This window comes from Kitasatospora sp. CM 4170, from assembly GCF_032110285.1.
In the GTDB taxonomy this organism is placed as follows: domain Bacteria; phylum Actinomycetota; class Actinomycetes; order Streptomycetales; family Streptomycetaceae; genus Kitasatospora; species Kitasatospora aburaviensis.
The window spans coordinates 1128408-1155166 of record NZ_CP134877.1 but is presented as its reverse complement, the minus strand read 5'-3'; the positions used below and the strand labels follow the sequence as shown (position 1 = coordinate 1155166).

Annotated in this window: 21 protein-coding genes; 12 read left to right on the top strand and 9 right to left on the bottom strand. The window is 74.3% G+C overall.

Features of this window, described 5'->3' with window-relative positions; translation table 11 throughout:
- Positions 1 to 64: 64 nt before the first annotated feature.
- Complete coding sequence (locus RMN57_RS04940) at positions 65 to 1411, bottom strand: ALF repeat-containing protein (RefSeq protein ID WP_313762134.1); 1347 nt, start codon at positions 1409 to 1411, stop codon at positions 65 to 67.
- Positions 1412 to 1667: 256 nt separating this feature from the next.
- Here RMN57_RS04940 and RMN57_RS04935 point away from each other — a divergent pair, with 256 nt between their 5' ends.
- Positions 1668 to 4028, top strand: a complete 2361-nt coding sequence (locus tag RMN57_RS04935; protein ID WP_313762133.1) for a penicillin acylase family protein — start codon at positions 1668 to 1670, stop codon at positions 4026 to 4028.
- Positions 4029 to 4155: 127 nt separating this feature from the next.
- Positions 4156 to 5082 carry a DUF2797 domain-containing protein gene (locus tag RMN57_RS04930; RefSeq protein ID WP_313762132.1) on the top strand — a complete coding sequence of 309 codons (927 nt, stop codon included), beginning with the start codon at positions 4156 to 4158 and terminating at the stop codon, positions 5080 to 5082.
- Between the two features lie 88 nt (positions 5083 to 5170).
- On the opposite strand, the gene RMN57_RS04925 is transcribed toward RMN57_RS04930, so the two are convergent.
- From RMN57_RS04925 to RMN57_RS04910, 4 genes are all read right to left on the bottom strand, one after another.
- Positions 5171 to 5416 carry a hypothetical protein gene (locus RMN57_RS04925; RefSeq protein ID WP_313762131.1) on the bottom strand — a complete coding sequence of 82 codons (246 nt, stop codon included), beginning with the start codon at positions 5414 to 5416 and terminating at the stop codon, positions 5171 to 5173.
- A gap of 418 nt (positions 5417 to 5834) precedes the next feature.
- Positions 5835 to 6572 (bottom strand): succinate dehydrogenase/fumarate reductase iron-sulfur subunit, encoded by a 738-nt coding sequence (locus RMN57_RS04920; RefSeq protein WP_313762130.1) that lies wholly within the window; start codon positions 6570 to 6572, stop codon positions 5835 to 5837.
- The gene (locus RMN57_RS04915; RefSeq protein WP_380238044.1) at positions 6569 to 8524 is read right to left on the bottom strand and encodes a fumarate reductase/succinate dehydrogenase flavoprotein subunit; all 1956 of its coding nucleotides are present in this window, start codon (positions 8522 to 8524) and stop codon (positions 6569 to 6571) included. Before RMN57_RS04915 ends, RMN57_RS04920 begins: the two co-directional genes overlap by 4 nt.
- A 5-nt stretch (positions 8525 to 8529) precedes the next feature.
- Positions 8530 to 9234 (bottom strand): succinate dehydrogenase cytochrome b subunit, encoded by a 705-nt coding sequence (locus RMN57_RS04910; RefSeq protein WP_313762129.1) that lies wholly within the window; start codon positions 9232 to 9234, stop codon positions 8530 to 8532.
- Positions 9235 to 9330: 96 nt separating this feature from the next.
- On the opposite strand from RMN57_RS04910, the gene RMN57_RS04905 reads away from it, so the two are divergent.
- The 4 genes from RMN57_RS04905 (at position 9331) to RMN57_RS04890 (ending at position 14662) form a co-directional block, all read left to right on the top strand.
- Entirely contained in the window at positions 9331 to 10257 is a 927-nt protein-coding gene (locus RMN57_RS04905; protein WP_313762128.1) for a LysR substrate-binding domain-containing protein, read from the top strand.
- An 84-nt stretch (positions 10258 to 10341) separates the two neighbouring features.
- Positions 10342 to 11226 carry an IS5 family transposase gene (locus tag RMN57_RS04900; RefSeq protein ID WP_313761644.1) on the top strand — a complete coding sequence of 295 codons (885 nt, stop codon included), beginning with the start codon at positions 10342 to 10344 and terminating at the stop codon, positions 11224 to 11226.
- 276 nt (positions 11227 to 11502) lie between these two features.
- Positions 11503 to 13443, top strand: coding sequence for a protein kinase domain-containing protein (locus RMN57_RS04895; protein ID WP_313762127.1), 1941 nt, complete (start codon positions 11503 to 11505; stop codon positions 13441 to 13443).
- 88 nt (positions 13444 to 13531) lie between these two features.
- Entirely contained in the window at positions 13532 to 14662 is a 1131-nt protein-coding gene (locus RMN57_RS04890; protein ID WP_313762126.1) for a hypothetical protein, read from the top strand.
- A gap of 65 nt (positions 14663 to 14727) precedes the next feature.
- Here the strand turns inward: RMN57_RS04890 and RMN57_RS04885 are convergent, their stop codons facing one another.
- Positions 14728 to 15216, bottom strand: coding sequence for a glutathione peroxidase (locus tag RMN57_RS04885; RefSeq protein WP_313762125.1), 489 nt, complete (start codon positions 15214 to 15216; stop codon positions 14728 to 14730).
- Positions 15217 to 15481: 265 nt separating this feature from the next.
- Between RMN57_RS04885 and RMN57_RS04880 the strand changes: the two genes are divergently transcribed.
- Both RMN57_RS04880 and RMN57_RS04875 read left to right on the top strand, forming a co-directional pair.
- On the top strand, positions 15482 to 17464 hold the full coding sequence (locus tag RMN57_RS04880) for a serine/threonine-protein kinase (protein ID WP_313762124.1): 1983 nt from the start codon (positions 15482 to 15484) through the stop codon (positions 17462 to 17464).
- Between the two features lie 102 nt (positions 17465 to 17566).
- Positions 17567 to 18331 carry a hypothetical protein gene (locus RMN57_RS04875; RefSeq protein ID WP_313762123.1) on the top strand — a complete coding sequence of 255 codons (765 nt, stop codon included), beginning with the start codon at positions 17567 to 17569 and terminating at the stop codon, positions 18329 to 18331.
- 89 nt (positions 18332 to 18420) lie between these two features.
- Here RMN57_RS04875 and gcl read toward each other — a convergent pair whose 3' ends face one another.
- Positions 18421 to 20199, bottom strand: coding sequence for a glyoxylate carboligase (gcl, locus tag RMN57_RS04870; RefSeq protein WP_313767711.1), 1779 nt, complete (start codon positions 20197 to 20199; stop codon positions 18421 to 18423).
- 851 nt (positions 20200 to 21050) lie between these two features.
- On the opposite strand from gcl, the gene RMN57_RS04865 reads away from it, so the two are divergent.
- From RMN57_RS04865 to RMN57_RS04850, 4 genes are all read left to right on the top strand, one after another.
- Positions 21051 to 21203, top strand: a complete 153-nt coding sequence (locus tag RMN57_RS04865) for a hypothetical protein (RefSeq protein WP_313762122.1) — start codon at positions 21051 to 21053, stop codon at positions 21201 to 21203.
- Entirely contained in the window at positions 21200 to 22894 is a 1695-nt protein-coding gene (locus RMN57_RS04860; protein ID WP_380234172.1) for a SulP family inorganic anion transporter, read from the top strand. The genes RMN57_RS04865 and RMN57_RS04860 overlap by 4 nt, the downstream gene beginning before the upstream one ends.
- Before the next feature lie 91 nt (positions 22895 to 22985).
- A complete protein-coding gene (locus tag RMN57_RS04855) occupies positions 22986 to 23780 on the top strand; it encodes an alpha/beta hydrolase (protein ID WP_313762121.1) in 795 nt (264 codons plus the stop codon).
- A 435-nt stretch (positions 23781 to 24215) separates the two neighbouring features.
- The gene (locus RMN57_RS04850) at positions 24216 to 25196 is read left to right on the top strand and encodes a helix-turn-helix domain-containing protein (protein ID WP_313762120.1); all 981 of its coding nucleotides are present in this window, start codon (positions 24216 to 24218) and stop codon (positions 25194 to 25196) included.
- Between the two features lie 17 nt (positions 25197 to 25213).
- Here RMN57_RS04850 and RMN57_RS04845 read toward each other — a convergent pair whose 3' ends face one another.
- Together RMN57_RS04845 and RMN57_RS04840 are read right to left on the bottom strand one after the other, a co-directional pair.
- The gene (locus tag RMN57_RS04845; RefSeq protein ID WP_313762119.1) at positions 25214 to 25654 is read right to left on the bottom strand and encodes a peptidase inhibitor family I36 protein; all 441 of its coding nucleotides are present in this window, start codon (positions 25652 to 25654) and stop codon (positions 25214 to 25216) included.
- Between the two features lie 480 nt (positions 25655 to 26134).
- Positions 26135 to 26716 (bottom strand): hypothetical protein, encoded by a 582-nt coding sequence (locus RMN57_RS04840; RefSeq protein ID WP_313762118.1) that lies wholly within the window; start codon positions 26714 to 26716, stop codon positions 26135 to 26137.
- Between the last annotated feature and the right edge of the window lie 43 nt (positions 26717 to 26759).

Here is a 26759-nt window from a genome sequence, read left to right as displayed (position 1 = left end):
GGTCGTTCCGCATCGGCGCCCCGGCCGGTGGGGCCGGGGCGCCGTGGGGTGTTGTGCCGGGGTGTCAGCTCTCGGTGGTGCGGCGGCGGCTGATGGCGATCAGTGCGGCGCCGGCGGTGACGGCTGCGGCGGCGCCGCCGGCCTCCCAGTCGAGGCCGTCGTTGGCGCCGGTGGCGGCGAGCTGGCCGGTGGTGGCGGTGACGGTGGTGGTGCCGACGGTGGTGACGCTGGTGACCGGGGCGGGGTTGGTGACCGGGTTGGAGACGGCGGTGACGACGGCGGCGGTCTGTGCGGTCGTGGTGCCGGTCGCTGCCTGCCCGGCGGTGGCGCTCTGGGCCTGGGTCTGCGGCTTGGCCGTCTTCTCCTGCGCGGCCTTGGCGGCGGCCGCGGCGGCCTCGTCCTCGGCACGGGCCGTGTACTGGCCCTCCTTCAGGAAGGCGACGACGTCTGCGTAGCTGCCGTCGAAGGCCTTCAGGCCCGCCTTCTTCACGGCCGGGCCGCCCGCCTCGATGAGCTGCGAGACCTTGATCCGGTCGTCGCTCTCGCGCAGGGTCGACAGCTGCTTCTCCAGGAACCGGCGCAGGTCGGCCGGGGTGCCGTCGAGGGCCTTCTGCGCAGCCTCGCGGACGAGGCGCCCGGTCTGCGGGTTGGCCAGGAGCAGCTGGACCTCGGTGCGGTCGTCCTCGGCCCGCGCGGTGAACTGGCCCTCCTTGAGGAAGTGGACGACGTCCGCGTAGGTACCGTCGAGCGCCTTACCCGCCGCTCGCTGGACGGCCGGGCCACCCCGGGCCATGATCTGCGAGAGCTTGACCCGATCGTCGTCCTGCCGGGCCTTCTGCATCTCGACCGTCAGGAACTGCCGCAGGTCGGCGGCGGTGCCCTTGAGGGCCCTCTCGGCGGCCTCGCGGACGCCGGGGCCGGTCTCCTTGTCGGCGAGGATGCGCTCGATCTCGGCGCGGTCCTGGTCCTCGGCGCGGGCGGTGTACTGGCCCTCCTTGAGGAAGGCGAGGATGTCGGAGTAGCTGCCGTCGAGGGCCTTCAGACCGGCTGCCCGGACAGCGGGGCCGGCGCTGTCGATGATCCTGGCGACGAAGATCCGGTTGTCGGTCTGCTGCCGCCCCGCCAGCTCCACCGCCAGGAACTGCCGCACGTCCGCGGCGGTGCCCTTGAGGGCCCTCTCGGCGGCCTCGCGGACGCCGGGGCCGGTCTCCTTGTCGGCGAGGATCCGCTCGATCTCGGCGCGGTCGCTCTTCTCCTGGGCGGTGCCGTGGTCGTCGGCGGTGTCGGACGCGGTGTCAGGGCCGGTGACACCGGCGGGCTGCGGGTTGTCGGCGGCGGAGGCCGGCGACTGGAGCAGAACGGGCGCCAGCACGGCAGCGGCGAGGACCGCCGAGACCTTGGGCAGCTTCATGCGAGTGGACCTGCTTCGTGTGGAGCGATCGTGAACGCGGGTCAGCATAGATCGTTCGACCTGGTGGTCATGCCAACGACTCCTGCGACAGGCGGGCGCCACCGGGTGTACATCGACAGGACCACCCCCGGTCCTTCGCGGGAGCGATGTGCCGCCCTGCCGGCCGAGGCAGCCTGGGACCATGACGACGCAAGAAGCACCAGAGGTGGCCGAGCGTCACCCCCGCTCCTTACCGGCACGGTTGAGGGCCGCCGCCGTGGGCCTCTGCCTCACCGCGCTGTCGGCGGTGACGCTGGCCCCCGGTCCCGCGCAAGCGGCCGGGCCCGAGGAGCTCCAGGAGCGCGGCGGCTACACCGCCAAGATCCGGCGGACCGAGTACGGCGTCCCGCACATCCAGGCGCACGACTTCGGCGGCCTCGGCTACGGGTACGGGTACGCGTTCGCGCAGGACAACCTGTGCCAGCTGGCCGACCACGTGGTGACGCTGCGCGGTGAGCGGTCCCGGTACTTCGGCCCCGCCGAGGCCTCGGCCGACGACCCCCACGTCGCCAACCTGGCCAGTGACACCTACTTCCAGGGCCTGAACCGGTCCGGCACCGTGCAGCGGCTGCTGGAGCAGCCGGCCCCGCTCGGCCCGACGCCCGAGCTGCGCCGGATGGTCGAGGGCTACGCGGCCGGGTACAACCGCTACCTGCGCGACACGGGCGTCGGGAAGCTGCCCGACCCGACCTGCCGGGGCGAGGAGTGGGTCGGCCCGATCAGCGCCACGGACCTCTGGACGCTGATGCTCGACCTCAACACCGCCGCCGGCGCATCCGCGTACAAGGGCCCGATCGGCTCGGCCGCACCGCCGGGCGCGGCCGCCACCACCGCGGCCGCCGCCGGCGCGTCGCCGGCGCCGCGCCCCGCGCGCCCGGCCGGCGAGGCCGCCGACCTGGGCAGCAACGGCTGGGCCCTCGGGCGCGACGCGACCCGCGACGGCCACGGCATGCTGCTCGCCAACCCGCACCTCAAGTGGGCCGGCAGCGACCGCTTCTACCAGGTCCACCTCACCGTACCCGGCGTCCTGGACGTCGCCGGCGGGAGCATCTACGGCACCCCGATGGTCGAGATCGGCCACAGCCGGGACCTCGCCTGGACACACACCACCAGCTACGCCGACCACGCCTCGCTCTACCGGCTGGCGCTCGCCCCCGGCGACCCGACCGGCTACCTGGTCGACGGCCGGCCCGAGCCGATGGGGCGGCAGAGCGTCCCGGTGACCGTCCGCGCCGCCGACGGCACGCTCTCCACCGTCACCGCCACGCTGTACACCTCCCGGTACGGGCCGGTGCTGGCGGACGGCTGGTCCGCCGAGCACGCCTACACCCTCCGCGACGCCAACGCCGGCAACCTGCGCTCGATGAACGAGTGGCTGGCGATGGGCCGCGCCCGCACCCTCGACCAGCTGAAGCAGGCGCAGCGCACCTACCAGGGCATCCCCTGGACGTACACCATCGCCACCGACGCCGGCGGCACCGCGTACTTCACCGACAGCTCCGCCGTCCCGCACCTCACCGACGAGCAGCGCACCGGGTGCACCGTCGAGGCGGACGAGCTCGGCACCACGCTGGACGGCTCGACCACGGCCTGCGACTGGGGCAGCGACCCGGACGCCCTGGTGCCCGGTGTCCACGGCCCGGCCCGTCAGCCGGCGCTGACCCGGACCGACTACGTCGCCAACTCGAACAACGGCCCCTACTACACCAACGCGGACGCCCCGCTGACCGGAATCCCCGCCGTCTACAACGGCGGCAGCCGGCTCGGGCCGCGCGCCCAGCTGGGCCTGCGGATGATCGACGACCGCCGCACCGGGGCCGACGGGCTGGGCGGCCGGGGGTTCACCCTGCCCACGCTCCAGGCGACCATGCTCGGCGACCGCGTGTACACGGCCGAGCTGGGCCGCGGCGACGCCGTGGCGATGTGCCGGGCCCACCCCGTGCCGACCGCGACCGACGGCACCGCGGTGGACGTCCGGGCCGCCTGCGACGTCCTCGCCGCCTGGGACGCCCGGGCCGACGCGGACAGCCGGGGCACGGTGCTCTGGCAGGCGTTCCAGCAGGCGCTGGGCCGCAGCGGCCCGCCCACCTGGTGGCGCGTGCCGTACGACCCGGCGCAGCCGCTCACCACCCCGCGCGGGATCGACGGCGAGAACCCGGCGGCCCGCCGCGCGCTCGCCGACGCGGTGCAGTGGCTGTCGGCCCGGGGCACCCCGCCGGACGCCCCGATCGGCCTGGTCCAGCGCTGGGCGGGCATCCCGCTGCCGGGCTGCTCCGGCGGGCTGGGCTGCTTCAACGTGCTCACCGCCGGCCCGCAGTCGGGCGCGGGCGGCGCCACCCGGCCGGCCGACCTCACGACGATCCCGCACGGCTCCGGCTTCATGATGGCCGTCGAGATGACGCCGCGGGGCCCGCGGAGCCGGACGCTGCTCACCTACGGGGAGTCGGCCGATCCGGGCTCGCCGCACTACACCGACCAGACCCGCCTCTTCGCCCGCAAGGAGTGGGTGACGGAGCGGTTCACCGAGGCCGAGATCAAGGCGGCCCCGGGCCTCCTGGTCACCACCCTGGTCCGCTGACCGTCCGGGGCGCCGGGCCCCCGGCGCCCCGGGAAGTCCCCTACACCCGCGGGGCCCGCCTGCGCAGCTCAACGGCGCTCCGTCCGGGGGAGCGGGTAACCTCGCTGGTTCGGACGGAGGGGTGGACATGGGCACGGTGCAGCAGGCGGGCGGCGGGTGGATCTCCACCGGGCTGCAGTGGCGGGACGGGCGGCCGGTGCTCAGCGCCGTGCACGGGCGCCGGGTGCACGAGCGGGTGGCGGAGCCGGGCACCCCGGTCGGCTGGCTGCTGGGCGGCCCCCGGCGCTGCACCGGCGCCTGGCTGGCCGGCGCGACCGAGCGGACGCCCTGCCCGCACCACGCCGAGATCGAGCCCGACGGCGGCGCCGTCCAGTGCCCCGCCTGCCAGAGCGTGGACCGGGGACTCGCGCTGGCCCGGGACCAGATCCTCGACGACGGGCGCACCTACCGCCTCTACCTCGCCTGGTTCGGCGACGGCCAGCTGAAGGTGGGCCTGACCGCCGAGCAGCGCGGCACCAGCCGGCTGCTCGAACAGGGCGCGCTGGCCTGGACGTTCGCCGCCCGTGGCGGGCTGCCCGCGGTCCGCCGGGCCGAGCTCACGATCGCGGCCTCGGGGCTGGCCCGGGAGCGCTTCAACGCCCGGACGAAGCCGGACCACTGGTGGTCGCCCGGCGACGCCGCGCACCGCCGGACGCTGCTGCTGGACGCCCGCGCCGCGGCGCACCGGCTGCTGGCCGGCCACGCGGTGGAGCTGCTGGCCGACGACCCGGTCGCCGACCACGTCGCGCTCTTCGGCCTGGCCGACGGTGCGCCGGCCGCCTACGGGCGGATCGAGTCCCTGGCCCCCGGCGCGGTGGTCGCCGGAACGCTGCGCCCGCCGATCGGCCGCCACCTGCTGCTCGACCAGCCGGACGGCGGTGAGCCGCTGCTGCTCGACACCCGTCTGCTGACCGGGTGGACGCTCACCCAGGCCGTCGGCCGTCCGGCGTCGGGGCTGACCGTGCGCCCGCGGGCGCGTCCCGAGGTGCCGGACACCCAGGAGGCGCTGTTCTGACGGCGCCCGGCCGACCGCCGCCGCCCAGGCCGCCGCACGGCCGGCTCGTCCACCGGGCCGCCGCCCGGGCGGTCGGCAGCCCCACCGCTCAGGCCAGCTTGCCGCGCACCCCGCCCGGGCCCGACCGCGCGCGGCGCGACGCCGGCGGCCGGGACGGCCGGACGTCGCCGCGGGCGGGCGGCTCGGCCTCCGCCGCCCGCCGCGCGAGCGCGGCCCGGGCGGCGGCCAGCGCCACCCGCGCGAGCAGCGGGTCCTCCCGCTCGCCCGCCGAGCGCTTGGCCGCCTGGCAGTACCCGCACCAGACGGCCGAGGCGGGCCCGTCCGGGTACACCATGCCCTCCGGCGGTAAGTAGTGGGCGCCGCACTCGACGCACTCGAAGACCATCCTCATCCGACGATCACCGTCCCGGATCCGTGGCACCGACGGCATGGCGACCAGAAGGTGTCGACCCTCGGCACCATGCTCCCTTCCTCGTCCAGCTCGACCGAGGCTTCGGTCTTCTGGGTCCCCCCGGACCCGCCACACCCGGTGCAGGCCTGAACCTCAGGCATATGACCCTCCTTGGCGCGGGGACCCACCGTAGCGCGAATTGCCGCGACCGGCGCCGCTCCTGACGAACCACCACCCGTGTGGGGAGCGCACGGCCCGCCGGCGCGCGCCGCCCGTGCGACCTGGGCCGGGACGCGACGGGGCCCCGGACACGCCGGTGGGCCCCTCCCGTCCGGAAGGGGCCCACCGATGAACTCCGCGTTCAGCCCAGGGAGCTGCGGAGGAACTCGCGGTTCATCGCCGCGATGCTGGGCAGCGGGATGCCCTTCGGGCAGGCGGTGGCGCACTCGCCGGTGTTGGTGCAGCCGCCGAAGCCCTCGGCGTCCATAGCGGCGACCATGTTCCGCACCCGGGACTTCCGCTCCGGTGCGCCCTGCGGCAGGACGTTGAGGTGGACCACCTTGGCGGAGGTGAACAGCATCGCCGAGCCGTTCGGGCAGGCGGCGACGCAGGCGCCGCAGCCGATGCACTCGGCGTGCTCGAAGGCCGTGTCGGCGGCCTCCTTGGGCACCGGGGTGGCGTGCGCGTCGGGCGCACTGCCGGTCGGGGCGGTGATGTAGCCGCCGGAGCCGATGATCCGGTCGAACGCCGAGCGGTCCACCACCAGGTCCTTGACCACCGGGAAGGCCGAGGCCCGCCACGGCTCGATGTCGATGGTGTCGCCGTCCTTGAAGTGCCGCATGTGCAGCTGGCAGGTGGTGGTCCGCTCGGGGCCGTGGGCCTGGCCGTTGATGACCATGCCGCAGGCGCCGCAGATGCCCTCGCGGCAGTCGTGGTCGAAGGCGACGGGCGTGTCGCCGCGGGTGATCAGCTCCTCGTTGAGGGTGTCGAGCATCTCCAGGAAGGACATGTCGGGGCTGATCCCGGAGACCTTGTAGGTGGTCATCGAGCCGGGTGCGTCCGGGCCCGCTTGGCGCCAGATGCGCAGGGTGAGGTTCACGCGTAGCTCCGCTGGGTGGGGTGGACGTGCTCGAATTCGAGCTCTTCGCGGTGGAGGACCGGTGCCGTGCCGGTGCCGGTGAACTCCCACGCGGCGGCGTAGCTGTAGTCCTCGTCGCGCCGGGCGGCCTCGCCGTCCTCGGTCTGGCTCTCGGTGCGGAAGTGGCCTCCGCAGGACTCGGCCCGGTGCAGGGCGTCCAGGCACATCAGCTCGGCCAGCTCGAAGTAGTCGACCAGCCGGTTGGCCTTCTCCAGCGACTGGTTGAGCTCCTGGCCGGTGCCGGGCACCTTGATCCGGCGCCAGAACTCGTCGCGCAGCTTCGGGATCCGGTCGAGGGCGCGGCGCAGGCCGGCCGCGTCGCGGGCCATCCCGCACTCGTCCCAGAGGAGTTCGCCCAGCTCGCGGTGGAAGGAGTCGGGCGTGCGGTCACCGTTCACCGCGAGGATGAGGTTGAGCCGGTCGGTCACCTCGGCCTCGGCGGCGGCGATCTCCCCGTGGTCCGCGGGGACGGCCGGCAGCGGGTTGCGGGCCAGGTAGTCGTTGAGGGTCGGCGGGAGGACGAAGTAGCCGTCGGCCAGGCCCTGCATCAGCGCGCTGGCGCCGAGCCGGTTGGCGCCGTGGTCGGAGAAGTTGGCCTCGCCGATCGCGAACAGGCCCGGCACCGTGGTCTGCAGGTCGTAGTCGACCCAGAGTCCGCCCATGGTGTAGTGGATCGCGGGGTAGATCCGCATCGGCACCCGGTACGGGTCCTCGGCGGTGATCCGCTCGTACATCTCGAACAGGTTGCCGTACTTGGCGGCGACGGCGTCGCGGCCCATCCGGCGGATCGCGTCGGCGAAGTCCAGGTAGACGCCCTGGCCGCCGGGGCCGACGCCGCGGCCCTCGTCGCAGACGTTCTTGGCGGCTCGGGAGGCGATGTCGCGCGGCACCAGGTTGCCGAAGGCGGGGTAGATCCGCTCCAGGTAGTAGTCCCGCTCGGCCTCGGGGATCTCGGCCGGCGGCCGGGTGTCGCCCTTGGCCTTGGGCACCCAGATCCGGCCGTCGTTGCGCAGCGACTCGCTCATCAGGGTGAGCTTGGACTGGTGGTCGCCGGAGCGCGGGATGCAGGTCGGGTGGATCTGGGTGAAGCACGGGTTGGCGAAGTACGCGCCGCGCCGGTGCGCCCGCCAGACGGCGGTGGCGTTGGAGTTCTTGGCGTTGGTGGAGAGGTAGAAGACGTTGCCGTAGCCGCCGGTGGCGAGCACCACGGCGTCGGCGGTGTAGGTGGAGATCTCGCCGGTCACCAGGTCGCGGGCGACGATGCCGCGGGCCCGGCCGTCGACCACCAGCAGGTCGAGCATCTCGGTGCGCGGGTGCATCTCGACGTTGCCGGCGGCGATCTGCCGCGACAGCGCCTGGTAGGCGCCGAGCAGCAGCTGCTGGCCCGTCTGGCCGCGGGCGTAGAAGGTGCGGGAGACCTGCACGCCGCCGAAGGAGCGGGTGTCGAGCAGGCCGCCGTACTCGCGGGCGAACGGGACGCCCTGCGCCACGCACTGGTCGATGATCTCCACCGAGACCTGGGCGAGGCGGTGCACGTTGGACTCGCGGGCGCGGAAGTCGCCGCCCTTCACGGTGTCGTAGAAGAGCCGGCGGATCGAGTCGCCGTCGTTGCGGTAGTTCTTGGCCGCGTTGATGCCGCCCTGGGCGGCGATCGAGTGGGCGCGCCGCGGGGAGTCCTGGAAGCAGAACTGCACCACGTGGTAGCCCTGTTCGGCCAGCGTGGCGCCGGCCGCGCCGCCCGCCAGGCCGGTGCCGACCACGATCACGGTGTGCTTGCGGCGGTTGGCCGGGTTGACCAGCTTGGCCTCGAACCGCCGCTGGTCCCAGCGCTGTTCGATCGGCCCGGCGGGTGCCTTGGCGTCGGCGATCGGAGCGCCGACGCCGTACTCGGCGTAGGGGATCTCGGTGTTCACGGTGCTCAACTCACCACTCCGGTCATCACGGCCACGGGGACGGACAGGAAGCCCACGGTCAGCACCAGGGCGAGGCCGTTGGCGGCCAGCTTCAGCGCCTTCTCCCGGCGGGCGTTGGAGGCGCCCAGGGTCTGCGCGGCGCTCCAGAACCCGTGCCGGACGTGCAGGCCGACGGCGAGCATCGCGACGACGTAGATCACGCAGCTGTACCAGTTCGAGAAGGACGCCACGATGTTCTGGTACGGCTTGCCGTGCTCGGCGTTGGGGTTCACGGTGAGCGTGGTCAGGTCCAGGATGTGCCAGACGATGAACAGTCCCAGGATCACCCCGCCCCAGCGCATCGTCCGGGTCGCGTAGCTCGCCCGCCGCCGCTTGTGCACGTACTTGCTCGGCCGGGCCGCGATGTCGCGCCGGCTCAGCTGGTACGCGGACACGCCGTGCAGCACCACGGCGGCCAGCAGGCCGGCGCGGGCGATCCAGAGGAACCACTCGTACCGCAGGAACGGCTCGCCGAGGGTGCGCAGCCAGTGCGCGTAGCCGTTCAGCTCGTCCGGACCGAAGAAGATCTTCAGGTTGCCCAGCATGTGGGCGACCAGGTACAGCAGCATGACCAGTCCGCTGACGGCCATGACGGCCTTCTTGCCGACGGTCGACCGCCACAGCGTCACCAGTGTGGACGGGTGCCGGGCCGTCCGAGTCGCGGTTGTCATGGCGTCAACGGTAGGGACGGGCCGTCCAGTGCGTCCAAGACATGATACGGCTCGCCGCGATAGCCGGTACCTATCGTCCACGCCTATCCTGGCCGGGTGCAGCTCCAGCAACTCCGCTACTTCGTCGCGGTCGCCGAGACCCGCCACTTCACCCGGGCCGCCGAGGCGGCCCGGGTCGCCCAGCCGTCGCTCTCCCAGCAGATCCGCGCCCTGGAGCGCGAGTTGGGTGCCGAGCTGTTCCACCGCACCCGGGGCAACATCGCCCTCACCGACGCCGGTGACGCGCTGCTGCCGCTCGCCCGGCGCATCCTCGCCGACACCGAGAGCGCCCGGCTGGCCGTCCAGGAGACGGTCCAGCTGCGCCGCGGCCGGGTCCGGCTCGGGGCGCCGCCGAGCCTGTGCACCAGCCTGGTGCCGGACGTGCTGCGGGTCTTCCGGGACCGCTACCCGGGCGTGGCGCTGCTGGTCCGCGAGGGCGGCTCGCGCGACCTGGTGCGCACCCTGGCGGCGGGCGAGCTGGACCTCGCGCTGATCATCACACCGCCGAGCGGCGAGGCGGCGCCCGCGCTGGACGTGACCGAGCTGCTGCACGAGGAGCTGGTGCTGGTCTCCCGGTCGGCCGAGGGGCGGCGCCGCAAGGTGCGGGTGGCGGAGCTGCGCGGACGGCCCCTGGTGATGTTCCGCGAGGGGTACGACGTCCGCGAGGCGACCCTGGAGGCCTGCCGGGCGGCCGGGTTCGAGCCGGAGTTCGCGGTGGAGGGTGGCGAGATGGACGCGGTGCTGGGCTTCGTCCGCGCCGGGCTGGGGCCGGCCGTGCTGCCGGGCATGGTGGCGGCCCGCTCCGGGCTGGCCGTCACCCCGTTCGCCGGGCCCGGCCTGGGGCGGACCATCGCCGTGGCGCACGGCCGCGAGGTGCCGCTCACCCGGGCCTCGGCCGCGCTGCGCGAGACCCTGCTGGCGCACCTGCGCGACGCCGCCCGGGACGGCGACCTGCCGCCGGGCACCCGCCTGCTGCTCGCCTGAGAAAGTGTTGGGTAATTGATCAACTTCATGGCGTGATCCACTGGTGGTGATCTTTGCGTTGCCCTGTCCGCGAAGATCACCGCCATGTGTGTCTGTGCGTGCAAGCCGTCCTATGACTCGTCGTTGACGGACGCTCAGTGGGCGGCGATCGAGCCGCTGCTGCCGGTGCGGGATCTGCGCCGGGCCGGCCGTCCGTTGAAGTTCCCGCGTCGGCTGGTCGTGGACACTGTGCTGTACGTGCTGGTCAGCGGCTGTGCGTGGAGGCTGGTGCCGCATGATCTCGCCCCGTGGGACGTGGCCTACCGCTGGTTTCGCGCGTGGACGGCGGACGGCACCTGGGACCGGGTTCACGACACGCTGCGCGAGCGGGTCCGGGTGGCGGACGGCCGGGACCCGCAGCCCTCGGCGGCGGTGCTGGATTCGCAGTCGGCCCGCAGCCACCAGGGCGGGCAGGCGATCGGCTACGACGCGGGCAAGCGGGTGCGGGGCCGTAAGCGGCACCTGCTGGTGGACACCTGCGGGCTCGTGCTGCGGGCGGTGGTGCACTCGGCCTCGGTGCAGGACCGGGCGGGCGCGAAGCTGGTCCTCAGCGGGATCCGGAACCTGTTTCCGCAGGTCGGGCTGGTCTGGGTCGACGGCGGCTACGTGAATGTGGTCGACGCGGGCCTGGTCGGCTGGGCGGCCGAGCACGAGAACCTGGAGATCGTCGCGGTGCCGCGCAATGCGGATGTGAAAGGGTTCCAGGTGCTGCCCCGCAGGTGGGTGGTCGAGCGGACATTCTCCTGGCTGGGACGGTGCAGACGGTTGGCACGGGACTACGAGCGCAAGACCGCGCACGCCGAAGCGATGATCAAGGTTGCGATGATCCGGCTCATGGCCGCCCGCCTCGCCGGCGAGGAGGTCGAACCGCGCGGCCCCATCGAGACCGAAGCAGCCCGCCGCCTCGCCGACGACCTCAAGAACCAGTAATCATCCGATTACCCAACACTTTCTGAGCGGGGCGTCGGCCCGGCGGCTCCGGGGTCGGCCGGGCCCGACCGCCGGGTCCGCCGCACCCGATCGTTCGCGCGAATGGTTGGCACGGTGTGCGAAGCACCCGAATCGTGATCCGGAACCGCCACCGGCCCGGAACCCCGTGTTCACGGGCGTGCGTCCCGTGCAGTGACCGCGGTGCCGTATGGTGCGTCGCCGCAGAGCCGAGCAGGCGGTCACGGGCGAGCAGGAAACCACGGGGAGTACGACGCGATGGGCGACGGGAAGCAGCAGGACGGCAGACCGGTCGGGGACGACACCACCCCCGCGGACGGCCTGCCGGAGATCATCGAGGACGAGCGCCCCTGGGAGCTCCCCGACTACCTCCACGAGCGGGAGCTCGGCGCCGGCGCCAGCGGCCGGGTCGTGCTCGCCCGCCACCGGGAGACCGGCACCCCGGTGGCGATCAAGTACCTGCACGGCTCCGTCGGCACCTCCGGCCTGCGCGAGGAGGCCGAGGTCCTCGCGGCCGTCGAGTCCCCGCACGTCACCCGGCTCTACGAGTACGTGGAGGGCGAGCGCGGCTCGGCCATCGTGATGGAGCTGGTGGACGGCATCGCGCTGCGCGACCTGCTCCGCGCCGAGGGCGCCACCACCCCGGAGGCGGCCCTGGTGGTCCTGAAGGGCTCGCTGCTGGGCCTGGCCGCCGCCCACGAGGCCGGGGTGGTGCACCGCGACTACAAGCCCGCCAACGTCCTGGTCGACACGGCCGGCACCTCCAAGCTGGTCGACTTCGGGATCGCGGTCGCGCGCGGGGAGGAGGGCGACGTCTCCGGCACCCCCGCCTACATGCCCCCGGAGCAGTGGGCCGGGCGCCCCGCCTCGCCCGCCGGCGACGTCTACGCCGCCACCGTCACGTTCTTCGAGTGCCTGACCGGCGCCCGCCCCTACGCCGGCACCACGATCGCCGAGCTCGCCGTCCAGCACACCGAGGCCCCGATCCCGGCCGAGCAGGCGCCGGACCTCGTCCGCCCGCTGATCCTCGCGGGGCTGGCCAAGGACCCGGCGGACCGCCCCGACAGCGCGGCCGCCCTGGTCGAGGAGCTGGAGGCCGTCGCCACGGCCGCGTACGGGCCGGACTGGGAGGAGAAGGGCTGCCTCGACCTGGTCGCGCTGGTGGCCCTGCTCGCGCTGCTGCTGCCCGGGGCCGGCGGCGCGGCCGGCGGCACCGCGCTGGCGCACACCGCCCTGGGCGGCGGGGGTGCGGCCGGCGCGGAGGCGGCCGGCACCGTCCTCACGGCGGGCGTGGACGCCGCCGGGGCCGGCACCGTTCCGGCGGTCCCGGTCCGGGAGACGCTGGTCCGCCGCGGAGCGCGGCTCGGCAGCCGCGGGAAGGCGCTCGCCGGGGTCGTCGCCGGCACCCTGACCCTGGCCACCCTGGCGGGCATGGCGATGGCGGGGGCCGCCGACGGCGGCGCCCACACGGTCACCGGCGGTGCGGCCCCCGAGGCCACCACCACACTCGGCACGACCGACCCGGCCGGCGGACCGTCGCCCGCGGCGAGCAGCGCCACGGACACGCCGTCCGCCTCGCCGTCCGCCTCGACGGGCACGCCGTCGGCCTCCGGCAGCCCGAGCGCCACCGCGACGGCCGGCTCCCCGACGGCCGGACCCTCCGGGGCCTCGCCGACCGGCGGGGCGCCGACCACCAAGGGGGCCCCGCCGGCCACCGGCGCCCCCGCGCCCGGGCAGCCGACCCCGCCGCCCGCCGGCCCGGCCTCGCCGCCCCCGACGGTCCCGCCCGCCGGTCCGGCCGCCCCCACGACCGTCGTCGCACCGACGCCGGTCGTCACCCCGACGCCGACCCCGACCGTGGCGCCGGCCACCCTCGCGGTCAGCACGGTGAACCTGGACTCGCTGACCTGCAGCGGCCGTTGGAGCCTGAGTGCGACGGTAACGGTGGTCGCCGCGGGGACCGGCAGCGGGACGCTCACGCTGAGCTGGTACCACACCTCCGGCGGACGGTCGGTCACCGTCGCGACCGACACGGTGGTGATCAAGGGCGGTCGCGCCACCGTCACCCGGGCGCACGACTTCGGCTCGGCCGACACCTTCCCGACCTGGGGCGTGCGGATCGGCACCAGCCCGGCGGCGGCCAAGCCGGGCAAGACGTCGGCCGAGACGGCCGCCTTCCTCTGCGACCCGCCCCGCTGAGCCGGCGCCGCCTCGCTCTCCCCCTCGATCCGGTCCGTCACCGACCGGTCCCCGACCACTCGTCCCCACCCCGCTCTCCGGAGGAGCCATGTCCACGTCCCGCCCCGACTCCGCCGCGGCCCCGGCGCCCGAACCGGACCGGACCGTGCGGCTCGGCGCGGCCCCGGAGGAGGTCGAGGAGACGGTCAAACTCGGGTCCGGCCCGGTGACGGAGGAACTGACGGTGCGCCTGACCGGGGCCCCGGAAGGCACCGAGCAGACCGTCCGGTCCGGCTCGGAGCCGGCGGCGGGGGAGCGGACCGTGCGCCTGCCCGGCGGCTCGGGAGCCGTCGCGGCGACGGTCGAGCTCGGGTCCGGCCCGGTGACGGGGGAGCAGACCGTCGAGGCGGCCCGGAAGACCGCGGCACCGGTCGCCGCCGGGCCGGACACCGAGGCCACCGTCCGGCTCGACGCCGACGACGCCGCGAGCGCGACCTTCCTCGACCCCCGGGTCTGGGGAGCCGCCCCGGAGACGGGGGAGACCAGCACGCTGGTGGACACCCGGACGGGCGGGCGCACGGTGCCCGCCCCGCCGCCTGCGCCCCGGGAGGCGGACGCGACCGGCACCGTGGAGAGCAGCGCCACCACCCCGACCGACTCCTCGCCGGCCGGTGGCACCCCGAGCGGCGGAACGCCGACCGACTCCTCGCCGGCCGGTGGCACGCCGGAGGAACGGTCCTTCGCCCCCGGCGAGCTGCGGCGCTTCGGCCCCGGCGTCCCGCCGCAGGCCGCCGCCGTCTGGCACGGCGCCACCGTCCCGGAGCAGCAGCAGCCGGAGCGTCGCCGGGCGTCGCGGTGGCTGGTGCCGCTCGCCCTGCTGCTGGCCGTCCTGGCCCTCCTGGCGTTCCTGTTCTGGCGCTTCACCACGCCCGCCCTGGCGGTCACCGGCGTCGGCGTGACCACCGACCCGGCAGGCCCCGGCTGCGGCGGCACGGCGGTGATCACGGCCGCGGTGGAGACCAACGGCGGCGCCGGCACCATCCGCTACCGCTGGCTGCGCAGCGACGGCACCACCTCCGACGAGATCCGCCAGGACGTCGAGTCCGGTGCGCGCAAGGCCGACCTGGTGCTGCGCTGGAGCTTCGAGGGCCGCGGCGAGCTGCAGGCCACCGCGACCCTGCAGATCCTCTCCCCGGACACCCGCACCGCAGCCGCCTCCTTCCCCTACCGCTGCTCCTGAGCGTCGGGGAGGACGCGAGCGGGTCCGGGGCAGCTGCCCCGGACCCGCTCGCGTTGCCGGGTGGATCAGGCCGGGAGGACGGCCTCGATCGCGGCGACGACCTCGTCCGACTCCGGCTCGGTGCGCGGGCGGATCCGGGCGGCCACGGTGCCGTCCGGGGAGACCAGGAACTTCTCGAAGTTCCACGCGATGTCGCCCGCCTGGCCCTCGGCGTCGGCGGTGCGGGTCAGCACCTCGTAGAGCGGGTGCCGGTCGTCGCCGTTGACGTCCGTCTTCTCGAACAGCGGGAAGGAGACGCCGTAGGTGGTGGAGCAGAAGGTCTGGATCTCCTCCGCGCTGCCCGGCTCCTGCCCGGCGAACTGGTTGGACGGGAAGCCCAGCACGGTGAAGCCGCGCGCGGCGTACCGCTCCTGGAGCCGCTCCAGGCCGGCGTACTGCGGGGTCAGGCCGCACTTGGAGGCGACGTTGACGATCAGCAGCGCCTTGCCCTTGTAGTCGCCCAGCGAGGCGGCCTCGCCGGAGAGGGTGCGCAGCGGGATGTCGTACAGGCTCACGGAGATGCCCTTCGGTCGGTCGGGTCGGTATCGGAAGACGGGTGTGCGGAGCGCGCCGGGGCGCGACTCACCGTGGCGCACAACTCCCGAGTGCGCCGGTCTGTTCCCGATCGTCGTCCGCCCAGGTCAAGCGGTCTGCCAGCGCGAACGCCGCGGGCGGTGTACGACCGGCCGCCGGCCGGGTTCGGACCGTACCCGAAGTGGGGAACCCGTCGTCCCGCGGCCGCGTCGACGGCTGCGGGACGACGGGTCGAGGGGGTTGGCGATGCGGGACCGGGAGCAGGACGGCACGGGGTCGGGAAACGGCGAGTGGCAGCTGCCGGAGTACCGCCACATCAGGGAACTCGGCGCGGGGGCGGCCGGGCGGGTGGTGCTCGCCCACCACGACCCCACCGGTACGCCGGTCGCGATCAAGTACCTGCACGACGCGGCGGGCGGGGCCGGGCTGCGCCGGGAGGCGGCCGTCCTGGCCCGGGTCGACTCGCCGTACGTGACCCGGCTCTACGAGTACGTGGAGAGCGGGCCGCACGCGGCGATCGTCATGGAGCTGATCGACGGCATCTCGCTGCGGGCGCTGCTCCGGGCGGAGGGGGCGACCACCCCGGAGGCGGCGCTGGTGGTGCTCAAGGGCTCCCTGCTGGGGCTGGCCGCCGCGCACGCGGTCGGGCTGGTCCACCGCGACTACAAGCCGGCCAACGTGCTGGTCGCGGCGAACGGCACCACCAAGCTGGTCGACTTCGGCATCGCCGTGCCGAGCGGCGACGACCGGGACGTCTCCGGCACCCCGGCGTACCTGGCGCCCGAGCAGTGGACCGGCGCGCCGGCCTCGCCCGCCGCCGACGTCTACGCGGCGACCGTCACCTTCTTCGAGTGCCTGACCGGCGCGCGGCCGTACACCGGCGGGACGCTGGCGGAGCTGGCGGTCCAGCACCAGGAGTCGCCGGTGCCGGACGGGCTGGTCCCGGAGCCCGTCCGGCCGCTGGTCCGGGCCGGTCTGGCGAAGCTGCCCGGGGACCGGCCGGCGGGCGCGGCGGAGTTCGTCCGGCTGCTGGAGGCGGTGGCCACGACCGGGTACGGCCGGCGCTGGGAGGAGCGCGGCCGTTCCGACCTCGCGGCGCTGGTCGCCCTGCTGGCCACGCTGCTGCCGTGGGGCGCGGCCGGGATGCCGCCCGGTGGGACGACGGCGCTGGCGCGCACGGAGCTGGTGGCCGCCCGGGGCGCCGCGGCGAGCCGGGGTGAGCACGCGCGCGGCGGCGGTGCCACGGCGACCAGGGCCGAGCATCCGCGCGGGGGCGCCTCCGCGAGCCGGACGGTCCGGCGGCTGGGGCTGCACGGACGCGTCCGTGCCGAGCATCCGCGACGTCGGCGCGCCCGGGCGGTCACCGGTGCGGTGGCGAGCACGCTCGCGGTGGCCGCGCTGGCCGCGGTGGCGATCGCCGGGACCGGGGACCGCGGGGAGCGGACCGGGCTGGGGAGCCCGATGCCGCAGCTCACCACCACACTGGGTCCGGCGGGCGCAGGAGGCGGGGACGCGACGGAGGGGCCGTCCGGCCCCACGGCGTCGGCCACGTCCGCCGGCGGCCGGACGCCCACCGACCCGCGGTCCTCCGCGGCGGGCGCACCGCCGTCCCCGTCGCCGTTCGAGCCCGCGTCCCCGTCCCCGTCTCCGCCCGGGGCGCCGCCGCAGCCGCCGCGGCCCTCGCCGTCGGTGCCGCCGACCACCGGTACGACGTCGGGCCGCTCGCCCAGTCCGACGCCGAGCCGTACGCCCGGCCCGACGCCGACGCCGGGTACCACCACGTCGTCCACGGCCAGGCTCACGGACGCGCCGCGGTCCACCCCGCCGACCACGAGCACAACGTTGGCGACGGTCGTCGGCGGACCGCCGACCGTCGTCACCCCGCCGCCGGTGACCCGGGTGACCTCGCTGAGCGTCGACTCGGTCGGCTGCCTTGACTTCAGCCGATGGGGCATCCGGGCCAGGGTCACCGTGGTGGCGTCCGGGCCGCCCGGGGCCACGCTCACCGTCCTCTGGCAGCACCACTCCGGCGCGAACAACACGCCGGTGACCATCGCCACCGACACCGTGCGGCTCGGCACCGGCTCCGTCACCCTCACCCCGTCCCACGAGTTCGGCAACGACGACAGCATCTTCTGGGGTGTCCGGGTCGTCAGCGATCCCAGGGCGGACAGCATGACGACGCCCTACCGGGAACTGCGCGGCTTCGACTGCCGGCAGCCCGGCTGATCCGCGCGCCGGCCGCTCAGGCCGGTTCCGGGCGGACGTCCCTCCGTACGCCCCGCCGACCGCCCCGCCGTCCGATCCCGTCGCGCGTCCTCGGAGGTTCCCATGTCCCTGCCCCGACCGGAGCCCGGGTCCGGCCCCGGGCCCGACCGGACCGTCCGACTCGGCGGCGGCCCGGCGTCCGAGCGGACGGTCCCGCTCGGTCGCGCTGCGCCCGCCGCCGAGGAGGCCGAGTGCGCCACCTACCTCGACCCGACCGTCTGGGGCGCCGCGGCGGCCGGCGCCGCACCGGCGCCGCCGCACCACGAGCCGCCACCGTCCGAGCCGCCACCGTCCGAGCCGCCGCAGCCCGAGCCACTGCAGCCCGAGCCACTGCAGTACGAGGTGCACCGGTTCGGCCCCGGCGTGCCGCCGGTGGCCGCGGCGGTCTGGCACGGCCCGCCGCCCGAGCCGCCGCTGCCGCCCCGGCGGCGCCGGGCCGTCCGGTGGCTGGTCCCGGGGGCCGTCCTGATCGTCCTGCTCGCCGCCCTCCTCGTCCGCTGCCGGTCCGAGCCGCCGCTGGCCCTGGGCGGCGTCACCGTCGCGGCCGAACCGGCGGGCGGCCCGCCGTGCGGCGGAACGGCCGTGATCACCGCGACGGTCGCCACCGACGGTCATGCCGGCACCATCCGCTACCGCTGGCTGCGCAGCGACGGCACGTCCTCCGGCGAGCTGGTGCAGCCGGTGCAGTCGGGCGAGCACCGGGCGGACCTGGTCCTGCGCTGGACCTTCGACGGCCGCGGCACGATGCAGGCGACCGCGACCGTGGACATCCTCGCGCCCCGGCACCTGGGTGCGGCCACCTCGTTCACGTACGCCTGCCAGGGCTGAGCCACCTGCCAGGAGGCCCGTGGCAGAACGCGAACGGGCCCCGGCGGCACCGCGGGCGCGGTGCCACCGGGGCCGTGGGACGTTCGGGCTCAGACCTTGAGGGTCTTGATCGCCGTCGGAGCGTGCTCCGGCAGGGAGGCCAGCTCCTCGAACTCGGTCACGTTGCTCATGTCGACCGTCTTGCTCATCGAGATGTTGGTGACGCGCTCCAGGATGGCCTCGACCACGACCGGGACCTGGTGCTCGACGGCGAGCTTCTTGGCCTCCTCGAAGGCGGCACCGAGCTCGTTCGGGTCGGTGACCCGGATGGCCTTGACGCCCAGGCCCTCGGCGACCTTGACGTGGTCGACGCCGTAGACGCCGATCTCCGGGGTGTTGATGTTCTCGAACTCCAGGTTGACCTGGAAGTTGATGTCCAGTCCGGCCTGTGCCTGGCGGATCAGGCCCAGGTAGGCGTTGTTGACCAGGACGTGGACGTAGGGGACCTTGTGCTGCGCGGCGACCGCCAGCTCCTCGATCATGAACTGGAAGTCGTAGTCGCCCGAGAGCGCGACGATCGGGGTCTCCGGGTCGGCGGTGGCGGCGCCGATCGCGGCCGGGATGGTCCAGCCGAGCGGGCCGGCCTGGCCGCAGTTGATCCAGTGGCGCGGCTTGTAGACGTGCAGGAACTGCGCGGCGGCGATCTGCGAGAGGCCGATGGTGGTGACGTAGCGGGTCTCCGGGCCGAAGGCCTTGTTCATCTCCTCGTACACGCGCTGCGGCTTCATCGGGATGTTGTCGAAGTGCGTGCGCCGCTGCAGGGTGGCCTTGCGCTCCTGGGCGGAGGCGGCCCAGCCGCCGAAGTCGGGGAGCCGGCCCGCGGCCTTGAGCTCCTTGGCGACCGCGATGAAGAGCTCCAGCGCGGCCTTGGCGTCGGAGACGACCCCGTAGTCCGGGGCGAAGATCTTGCCGAGCTGGGTCGGCTCGATGTCGACGTGGACGAACTTGCGGCCGTCGGTGTAGGCCTCCAGGTTGTACCCGGTGTGGCGGTTGGCCCAGCGGTTGCCGATGCCCAGGACGAAGTCCGAGGCGAGGAAGGTCTCGTTGCCGTAGCGGTGCGAGGTCTGGACGCCGACCATGCCGGCGGCCAGCTCGTGGTCGTCCGGGATGGTGCCCCAGCCCATCAGGGTGGAGATGACCGGGACGCCGGTGAGCTCCGCGAACTCGACCAGCAGGTCGGAGGCGTCGGCGTTGATGATGCCGCCGCCGGCGACGATCAGCGGACGCTCGGACTCCAGCAGGAAGCCGATGGCCTTCTCGATCTGGGCCCGGGTCGCGGACGGCTTGTAGACCGGCAGCGGCTCGTAGGTCTCCGGGTCGAACTCGATCTCGGTCAGCTGGACGTCGATCGGCAGGTCGATGAGGACCGGGCCGGGACGGCCGGAGCGCATCAGGTGGAAGGCCTGCTGGAAGACGCCGGGGACCTGCGCGGCCTCCAGGACGGTGGTGGCGGCCTTGGTGACCGGCTTGGCGATCGAGGCGATGTCGACGGCCTGGAAGTCCTCCTTGTGGAGCTTCGAGACCGGCGCCTGGCCGGTGATGCAGAGGATCGGGATGGAGTCCGCGATCGCCGAGTACAGGCCGGTGATCATGTCGGTGCCGGCCGGGCCGGACGTACCGATGCAGACACCGACGTTGCCCGCCTTGGCGCGGGTGTAGCCCTCGGCCATGTGCGAGGCGCCCTCGACGTGGCGGGCGAGCGTGTGCTTGATGCCGCCGACGTTCTTGAGCTCACGGTAGAAGGGGTTGATCGCCGCGCCGGGCACGCCGAACGCTTGCTCAACACCCTCGCGCTTGAGGATCTCCACGGCCGCGGCGGCGGCGGTCATACGAGGCATCGGGTTTCTCCTGCGTCGGCCCGCTGTGGGTCGGAGGGCTCATCTCCAGAATTCCACCATACGGAAGAACGGTTTCTGTATGTGGAAACAAGGTACGGCGCGGTCTGTCGGGGCGTCAAGGGGACTTTCAATGGAATGTAGAAGTGGCCGGCTCTGGGGAACCCGCAGGTCGCGGGCCCGGGGCGGGGCGCAGGCGGGGTGCGGGGTGGGGGTCCCGGCGTGCGCGGCTCGGCCGTTCGGCCAGGCTGTCACGGGGGGGTGCGGCCGATCCATCGCCCGTTCCTCCAGTTCGCCGCGCCCGGGTGGGGGCGGTGCTCGTTCCTTCCTGCAAAGTGCCCGCCCGGCGCGGGCGCGCCCCTGCCCGCGATCGGGCAAAGCCCCGGTGGTCGCCGCCCGGCCTCGGATGTGCGTGTGGTGGCCGAACGTGCGTACCCGCCCGAGGGGTCGATCCGGAGCGGGACGTGGCGGGCCTGTGTCATCGCGGTGGAGGAACGGTGGGCGAGGTTGGCGTGGCCGGGGCCCCTGGGTACCGTCGGAGGCACGCCGGGCCCGTCATGGTTCCCATGTTCAACTCGGGCCGCGGTTGGGGGGTTTGGGATCGACCGGGGAGCGGGGGAGCTCCGGCCGTCGAGTCCCCGCCTGTTCGTACCACCTGGCCGCTCGGCCTGCTCGTTCCGTCTGAACCTCTCCGCATGTGCGCCGTGCTGCCCGCCCGCCGCCTGCCGATTGCCGCGTGGCCCGTCACCCGCCTCCGTGATCCGTCTCCGTGATCCGCCTCCGCGATCCGTCTCCGCTCCCGCTTCGCGTCCGCCCCGCCGGCGGCCGCGCGGAAGGACGTACCCATGGCCCGTACCGTCCGCTCGCTCTCCGCCGTCCGCCCCCTCGACCGCCCGAAGCGCCCGAGCCGCGCCGGCCACCTCGTCGCTGCCCCTGCCGCCCACGCCCCCGGCCGCGCCGCCGCCCGCCCCGCGTCCACCCCGGCGGTGGCCGGGTGAACCCCCTGCCCCGGCGCCGGAAGAGCCCGCCGGGCGGCCCCCGGCGCAAGGCCCCGCCGGGTCGCGCCCGCCCGCGCCGCCCGCTGCGCCATCGCCACCCCGCCCGCGCCCTGCGCGCTGTGCCCTGGCGCTTCGACCTGCCCGCCTCGCTGGTGGTCTTCCTGGTCGCGCTGCCGCTCTGCGTCGGCGTCGCGGTCGCCTCGGGCGTGCCCGCCGAGCTCGGGCTGGTCACCGGCATCGTCGGCGGCCTGGTCGTGGGCTCCCTGCCCGGCAGCAGTCTGCAGGTCAGCGGCCCGGCCGCCGGCCTGACCGTCCTGGTCTACGAGGCCGTGCAGGAGTACGGCGCCGGCGCGCTCGGCGTCCTGGTCCTCGCCACCGGCCTGCTCCAGCTGGCCATGGGTGCCCTTCGGGTGGGGCGCTGGTTCCGCGCGATGTCCGCGTCGGTCGTCCACGGCATGCTGGCCGGGATCGGCCTGACGCTGCTCTTCGGCCAGCTGTACGCACTCGCGGACCGGCGGGCGCCCGCGACCGGGCCGGAGAAGATCGCCGGCCTGCCCGCGTTGCTGCGCGACGCCCTGACCGGCGCGGCCACCCCGAGCGCGGTCGCGCTCGGCGTCGGCACGCTGCTGGTGCTGGCGTTCTGGAAGTACCTGCCGGCGAAGGTGGCCCGTTCGGTGCCGGCGCCGCTGGCCGCGGTCGGCCTGGCGGCCGGCGTGACCGCCGCCGCGGACCTCCCGGTGGCCCGGGTCCGGGTCGCCGGCCTGCTGGAGGTGGTGCAGCCGCCGGAACACGACGCCCTCGGCGCGCTGGCCGGTACCGCCGGCGTCGGGACCATCCTCGCCTTCACCCTGATCGCCTCCGCCGAGACGCTGTTCAGCGCGGCCGCCGTGGACCGGATGCACCACGGCCCGCGCACCGACTACGACCGCGAGCTGACCGCCCAGGGCATCGGCAACACGCTCTGCGGGCTGCTCGGCGCCCTGCCGATGACGGCCGTGATCGTGCGCAGCGCCACCAACGTGCAGGCCGGGGCGCGGACCAAGGCCTCGCGGGTGCTGCACGGGTTCTGGCTGCTGCTGTTCACCGCGCTGCTGCCCGGCGCGCTCGGCCTGGTCCCGCTGACCGCACTGGCCGCCGTCCTGGTTCACGCGGGCGCGAAGCTCGTCCCGGTCCGGCGGATCGCCGGGCTCTGCCGGGAGCACCGGGGCGAGGCGGTGGTGCTCGCGGTCACGGCGGTCGCGATCATCACCACGGACCTGTTCGAGGGGGTGCTGATCGGGATCGGCCTGGCGGTGGTGAAGTCGGCCTGGCAGACCTCGCACCTGCAGATCGGCGTCGAGGAGCTGCCCGGGCGGGGCCCCGGCTCGCCCGCCGGGGGCGACGCGGCCGGGTACGGGCACCGCGCCGGCGGGGGCGATGCCGAAGCCCTGGACCGGGAGTCGCCGGCCGAACCCGGTGCGGGCCCGCTGCTGCGGGTCCGGCTGAGCGGTAACGCGACGTTCCTGCGGCTGCCCCGGCTGCTGGACACGCTGGAGCGGCTGCCGGCCGACCGTCCGGTGGAGCTGGACTGGTCCGGCCTGCGCCACCTGGACCACGCCTGCACGGTGGCGCTCACCGCGTGGGCCGCCCAGCACCGTGCGCGCAGTTCGGCACCGCTGGCCGTCGAGCCGCCGCTGCCGACGGTGGTCTGACGGTCCCGTCGGGGCGCCGCGCACGGATCCCGGCGCCGCGCCCCGGCTCTATCGGCTGGCATGTGCACCGCCACCCTGAGAGCATCTGCGGATGATCACTCTCGCCGACGACCTCGGCCACCTCTCCTACGTCGTCTCCGGCGACGGACCGCCCGTCGTGCTCGTGCACGCCGGTGTCGCCGACCACCGCATGTGGGACGCGGTCGTCCCCGCCCTCGCCGAGCGCCACACGGTCATCCGGTACGACCTGCGCGGCTTCGGCGAGTCCGCACCCCCGGTCGGGCCGTTCAGCGAGACCGACGACCTGCGCCGCCTCCTGGACCACCTCGGCCACGAACGGGTCCGGCTCGTGGGTGCGTCCTGGGGCGGCCGCGTGGCCGTGGAGTTCACGCTCACCCACCCGGAGCGCGTGCACTCCCTCGCGCTGCTCGCCCCGCCGTGGCCGGGGTACCACTGGTCCGCGGACATGATCGCGTACGACGAGGCCGAGACCGCGGCCCTCGCCGCGGGCGATCTGGACACCGCGGTCCGGGTGAACCTGGACATGTGGCTGCGCGGGCCCGCGCGCACCTGGGACGACGTCGCCGCAGGCCTGGCCGACCGGCTCCGCGGCCCGGTGCGGACGTCGCTGGTGAACCAGGCCGCGGTGGGCGAGCACTCCCGGGGCGCCACGGCCCGCGACGTCGCCGCCGTCTCCGTCCCCACCCTGGTGGGGATCGGCCGCCTCGACGTCGCCGACTTCCAGGACATCGCCCGCCGGTACGCCGGTGAGATCCCCGGTGCCACGCTGGTCGAGTTCGCCACCGCCGGTCACCTCATCGCCCTGGACGCGCCCGCCGAACTCGCCGCGGCCCTGGAGCCGTTCCTCGCCGGCCGGCCCGGGTAGCGGTGCGGTCGGTGTGACGGCGGCCCGCGGCGTCACCACCGCGGTGGCCGCCGCGGCGCGCCACCCGGCCGGCGGCCGAGGGGGTGCCGTCGGGTTCGGTGCGGATCAACCGGTGGCGTCACCTCCGCCTGGTGGCACCGAACCCGCCGACTTCGGATGCGTCATCCGCTCGTCCCCTGCCTCCCGGGCCTCTCCCGCCCCGGGCGCACCGCCGGTCGGCGGCCGGTCGCGGGTCGGTCCGCAGCCCCCTGGATTCCCGGCCGCAGGTGACGGCGGCCGGGACCGGCGGCCGCACGCGCCGGGCCGCGCCGGCGACGGAGTTGGCAGGGATGGGCGCTTGTGGGGCGGTGGTGCCCCTGCGCAGGCTGTGTCATGTCAGCGACATGCTCGGGCGGTCGTGCCACGCGCCCCCGGGGGGAGAGCAGGGAGCGGCCGATGCCCTACCACCACTTGGACAGTTCCGCCGTCGAACCGGGCCACCGCTTCGAGTGGTGGTGCGAGATGGTCGCCCGGGACGTCGCGCCCACCCGGATCACCACCGAGCACGCCGACGACTTCCCCGCGACCGTGGGCACGCTGGCGCTCGGTCCCGGGCAACAACTCACCACGATGTCCTTCCCGTCCATCCGCTCGGAGCGCACCCCCGCTCTCATCCGGCGCTCCGACCCGGAGGTGTACGAACTCGCGCTGATCCGGGGCAGCGCGATGTGGATCGCCCAGGGCGACAACGAGACCCGGATGCGCTCCGGTGACCTCGTGCTGTGGAACACCTCCCGCCCGTTCGACGGCCGAGGGCTGCCCGGCGGCGTGTCCAGGGCCGTCATCCTGCACCTTCCGGTCGCCGAACTCCCGCTGCACCACCGCCGGCTGGACCGGTTGCTGGCCAGCTCCGCGCCGGCCCGCGGCGGGGTGGGCGGGGTGCTGGCCGCATTCCTGCGCGGCGTCGTGCGGGAGGCGCCGGCCGTCGCCGAGCACGAGGCCGTCCGGCTCGGCGTCGCGGCACGCGAGTTGGCCGTCGCCTTCCTCGCGCACCGGCTCGGCGTCGAGGACCGGTTGCCGCCGGAGCCGCGCTACCGGATGCTGCTCGCCCGCATCGACGCGTACATCGAGGAGAACCTCGGCGACCCGGACCTGTCGCCCGCGGCGATCGCGGCCCGGCACCACATCTCGCTGCGCACCCTGCACGGGCTCTTCCACCGTGAACAGCGCGGTGGTGTCGCGGCGGTGGTCCGCCGGCGCCGCTTGGAGCGGTGCCGGGCGGACCTCGCCGACCCGGGTCTCGCCGTGGTGCCGGTGCACGCGATCGCGGCGCGGTGGGGGTTCCGCGCCGCCGCCGCCTTCAGCCGGGCCTTCCGCGACGAGTACGGGACCACCGCGAGCGACTTCCGGGCCGCGGCGGGTTCAGCGGTGCTTTGAGCCCGGGTGCGGTGGTGCTAGGAGCCGCAACGGACGTTGACTGCGCTCAGCCGGTCGTTGTGCGCGGAGGCGAGGTTGCCCTGCCACCAGCGCGCGACGGTGCCCATGTATCCGGAGTAGTCGGAGCCGGCGTAGATGTCGGCGGGGCCGCCGCCCCGGTTCCAGACCGAGCTGGCGCGGTTGTCGAACCAGCCCGGGACGGTGTTCAGCCCGCAGTAGGGCACGACCCAGATCCAGCCGCCGGCGTTGGCGTTCTGCCAGAAGCAGGTCTGGCCGTCCTTGCAGAGGTCCCAGGCCGAGTTGAGCGCGTCCGGCCCGGTGACCCGGTACAGCCCCGGTTCCCCGGCGACCGCGGTGACCGTGGGCTCGGCGTTCGCGGACGGAGCGGCGGCGAGCGCCGAGGCGCCGGCCAGGACGGCGACGGCCGCGGCGGCGAGCCTGGTGCGGATGTGCGACATGGGGCATCCCTCCCGGGATCGGTGGTGGGCACCGCCGTGGTGCCCACCACCAACCCTGGGGCAGCGGACGGCAGGAGTCGTTGGCCGTCCGCGCAGGGCCCGTTGACGCTGCGTGCAGCCGGCCCGCCGCCCGTCAGGCGTTGCCGGATGTCCAGCGATCTTGGCTCCGCTCATTGACGGGCTCCTGCGTTTCTCCGACAACCGCTGATGGTTCGCTGCTCTTGCCAATTGAGCGTGCACGAAATCCCCTCGCCATTTGGTGCACGGAGGAAGCGCTGATGCGATGTCGAGGGATTTGGCCGAGGGTGTCGGTGTATTCGTGAGTGTGAGGCGCAGCAATGCTTATGGCTCGCCGTAATCTGCGAGCCTGGCCGACGTGTGCTCGGTAGATACGATGACAGGGTGTGCGACGGTTCGATGGCTACCACCACCGCTTTGGCCTCGTTCACGTCGACTTCGAGGCTTGGGTGCGCTGCTGAGTCATCGGAGCAGCATGGCCTGTTCGGCCAGCTTCCGGTAGCCCGTTGCTGTGATGGACCACCAGGTTGCAAAGCAAGCTGTAATCAGAGCCAGTCCGAGGGACGTGGCCAGTATCAAGAACCCGACTTCACGTGTGTGCGCGACCTGGGTGATGAGGACGTCAATTGCCGCGGTTCCCACGACGGCATTGAAAAGCCACCCCCGGCAGACACGCATGCGACTGCGGGCGTACTCTGCGCGCGCTACCAGAGTAGGGTCACGCGCGAGTGAGATCCTTGCTTCTGTGTAGGATCTCCCGGATGGGAAGTGAATCGCCCTCAGGTGGCGGCGAATTGGTGACAGGGAAATATCCATGGCCCGGTCCACGAGAATGCCCAGAGTGTAGGCGAAGGCAAGACCAAGGGATACGGCCAGGGGTGATCCTAAAATGTCGCTGAGATGACGGATCTGTTGGATTCCGAGAGAGGAGGCGATGAGGATGAAAAGAGCCGCAAGGGTTCCGATTCCCACCACAAGAACCTCGACGAACATGGCCGTTGCTGCGACGATGTTTCCCTCGCTGAAGCTCGGTTGACCAGGCACAGGGGGATTCCTAAGAGAAGACGTGGGGCAGACTTGCGGGGGG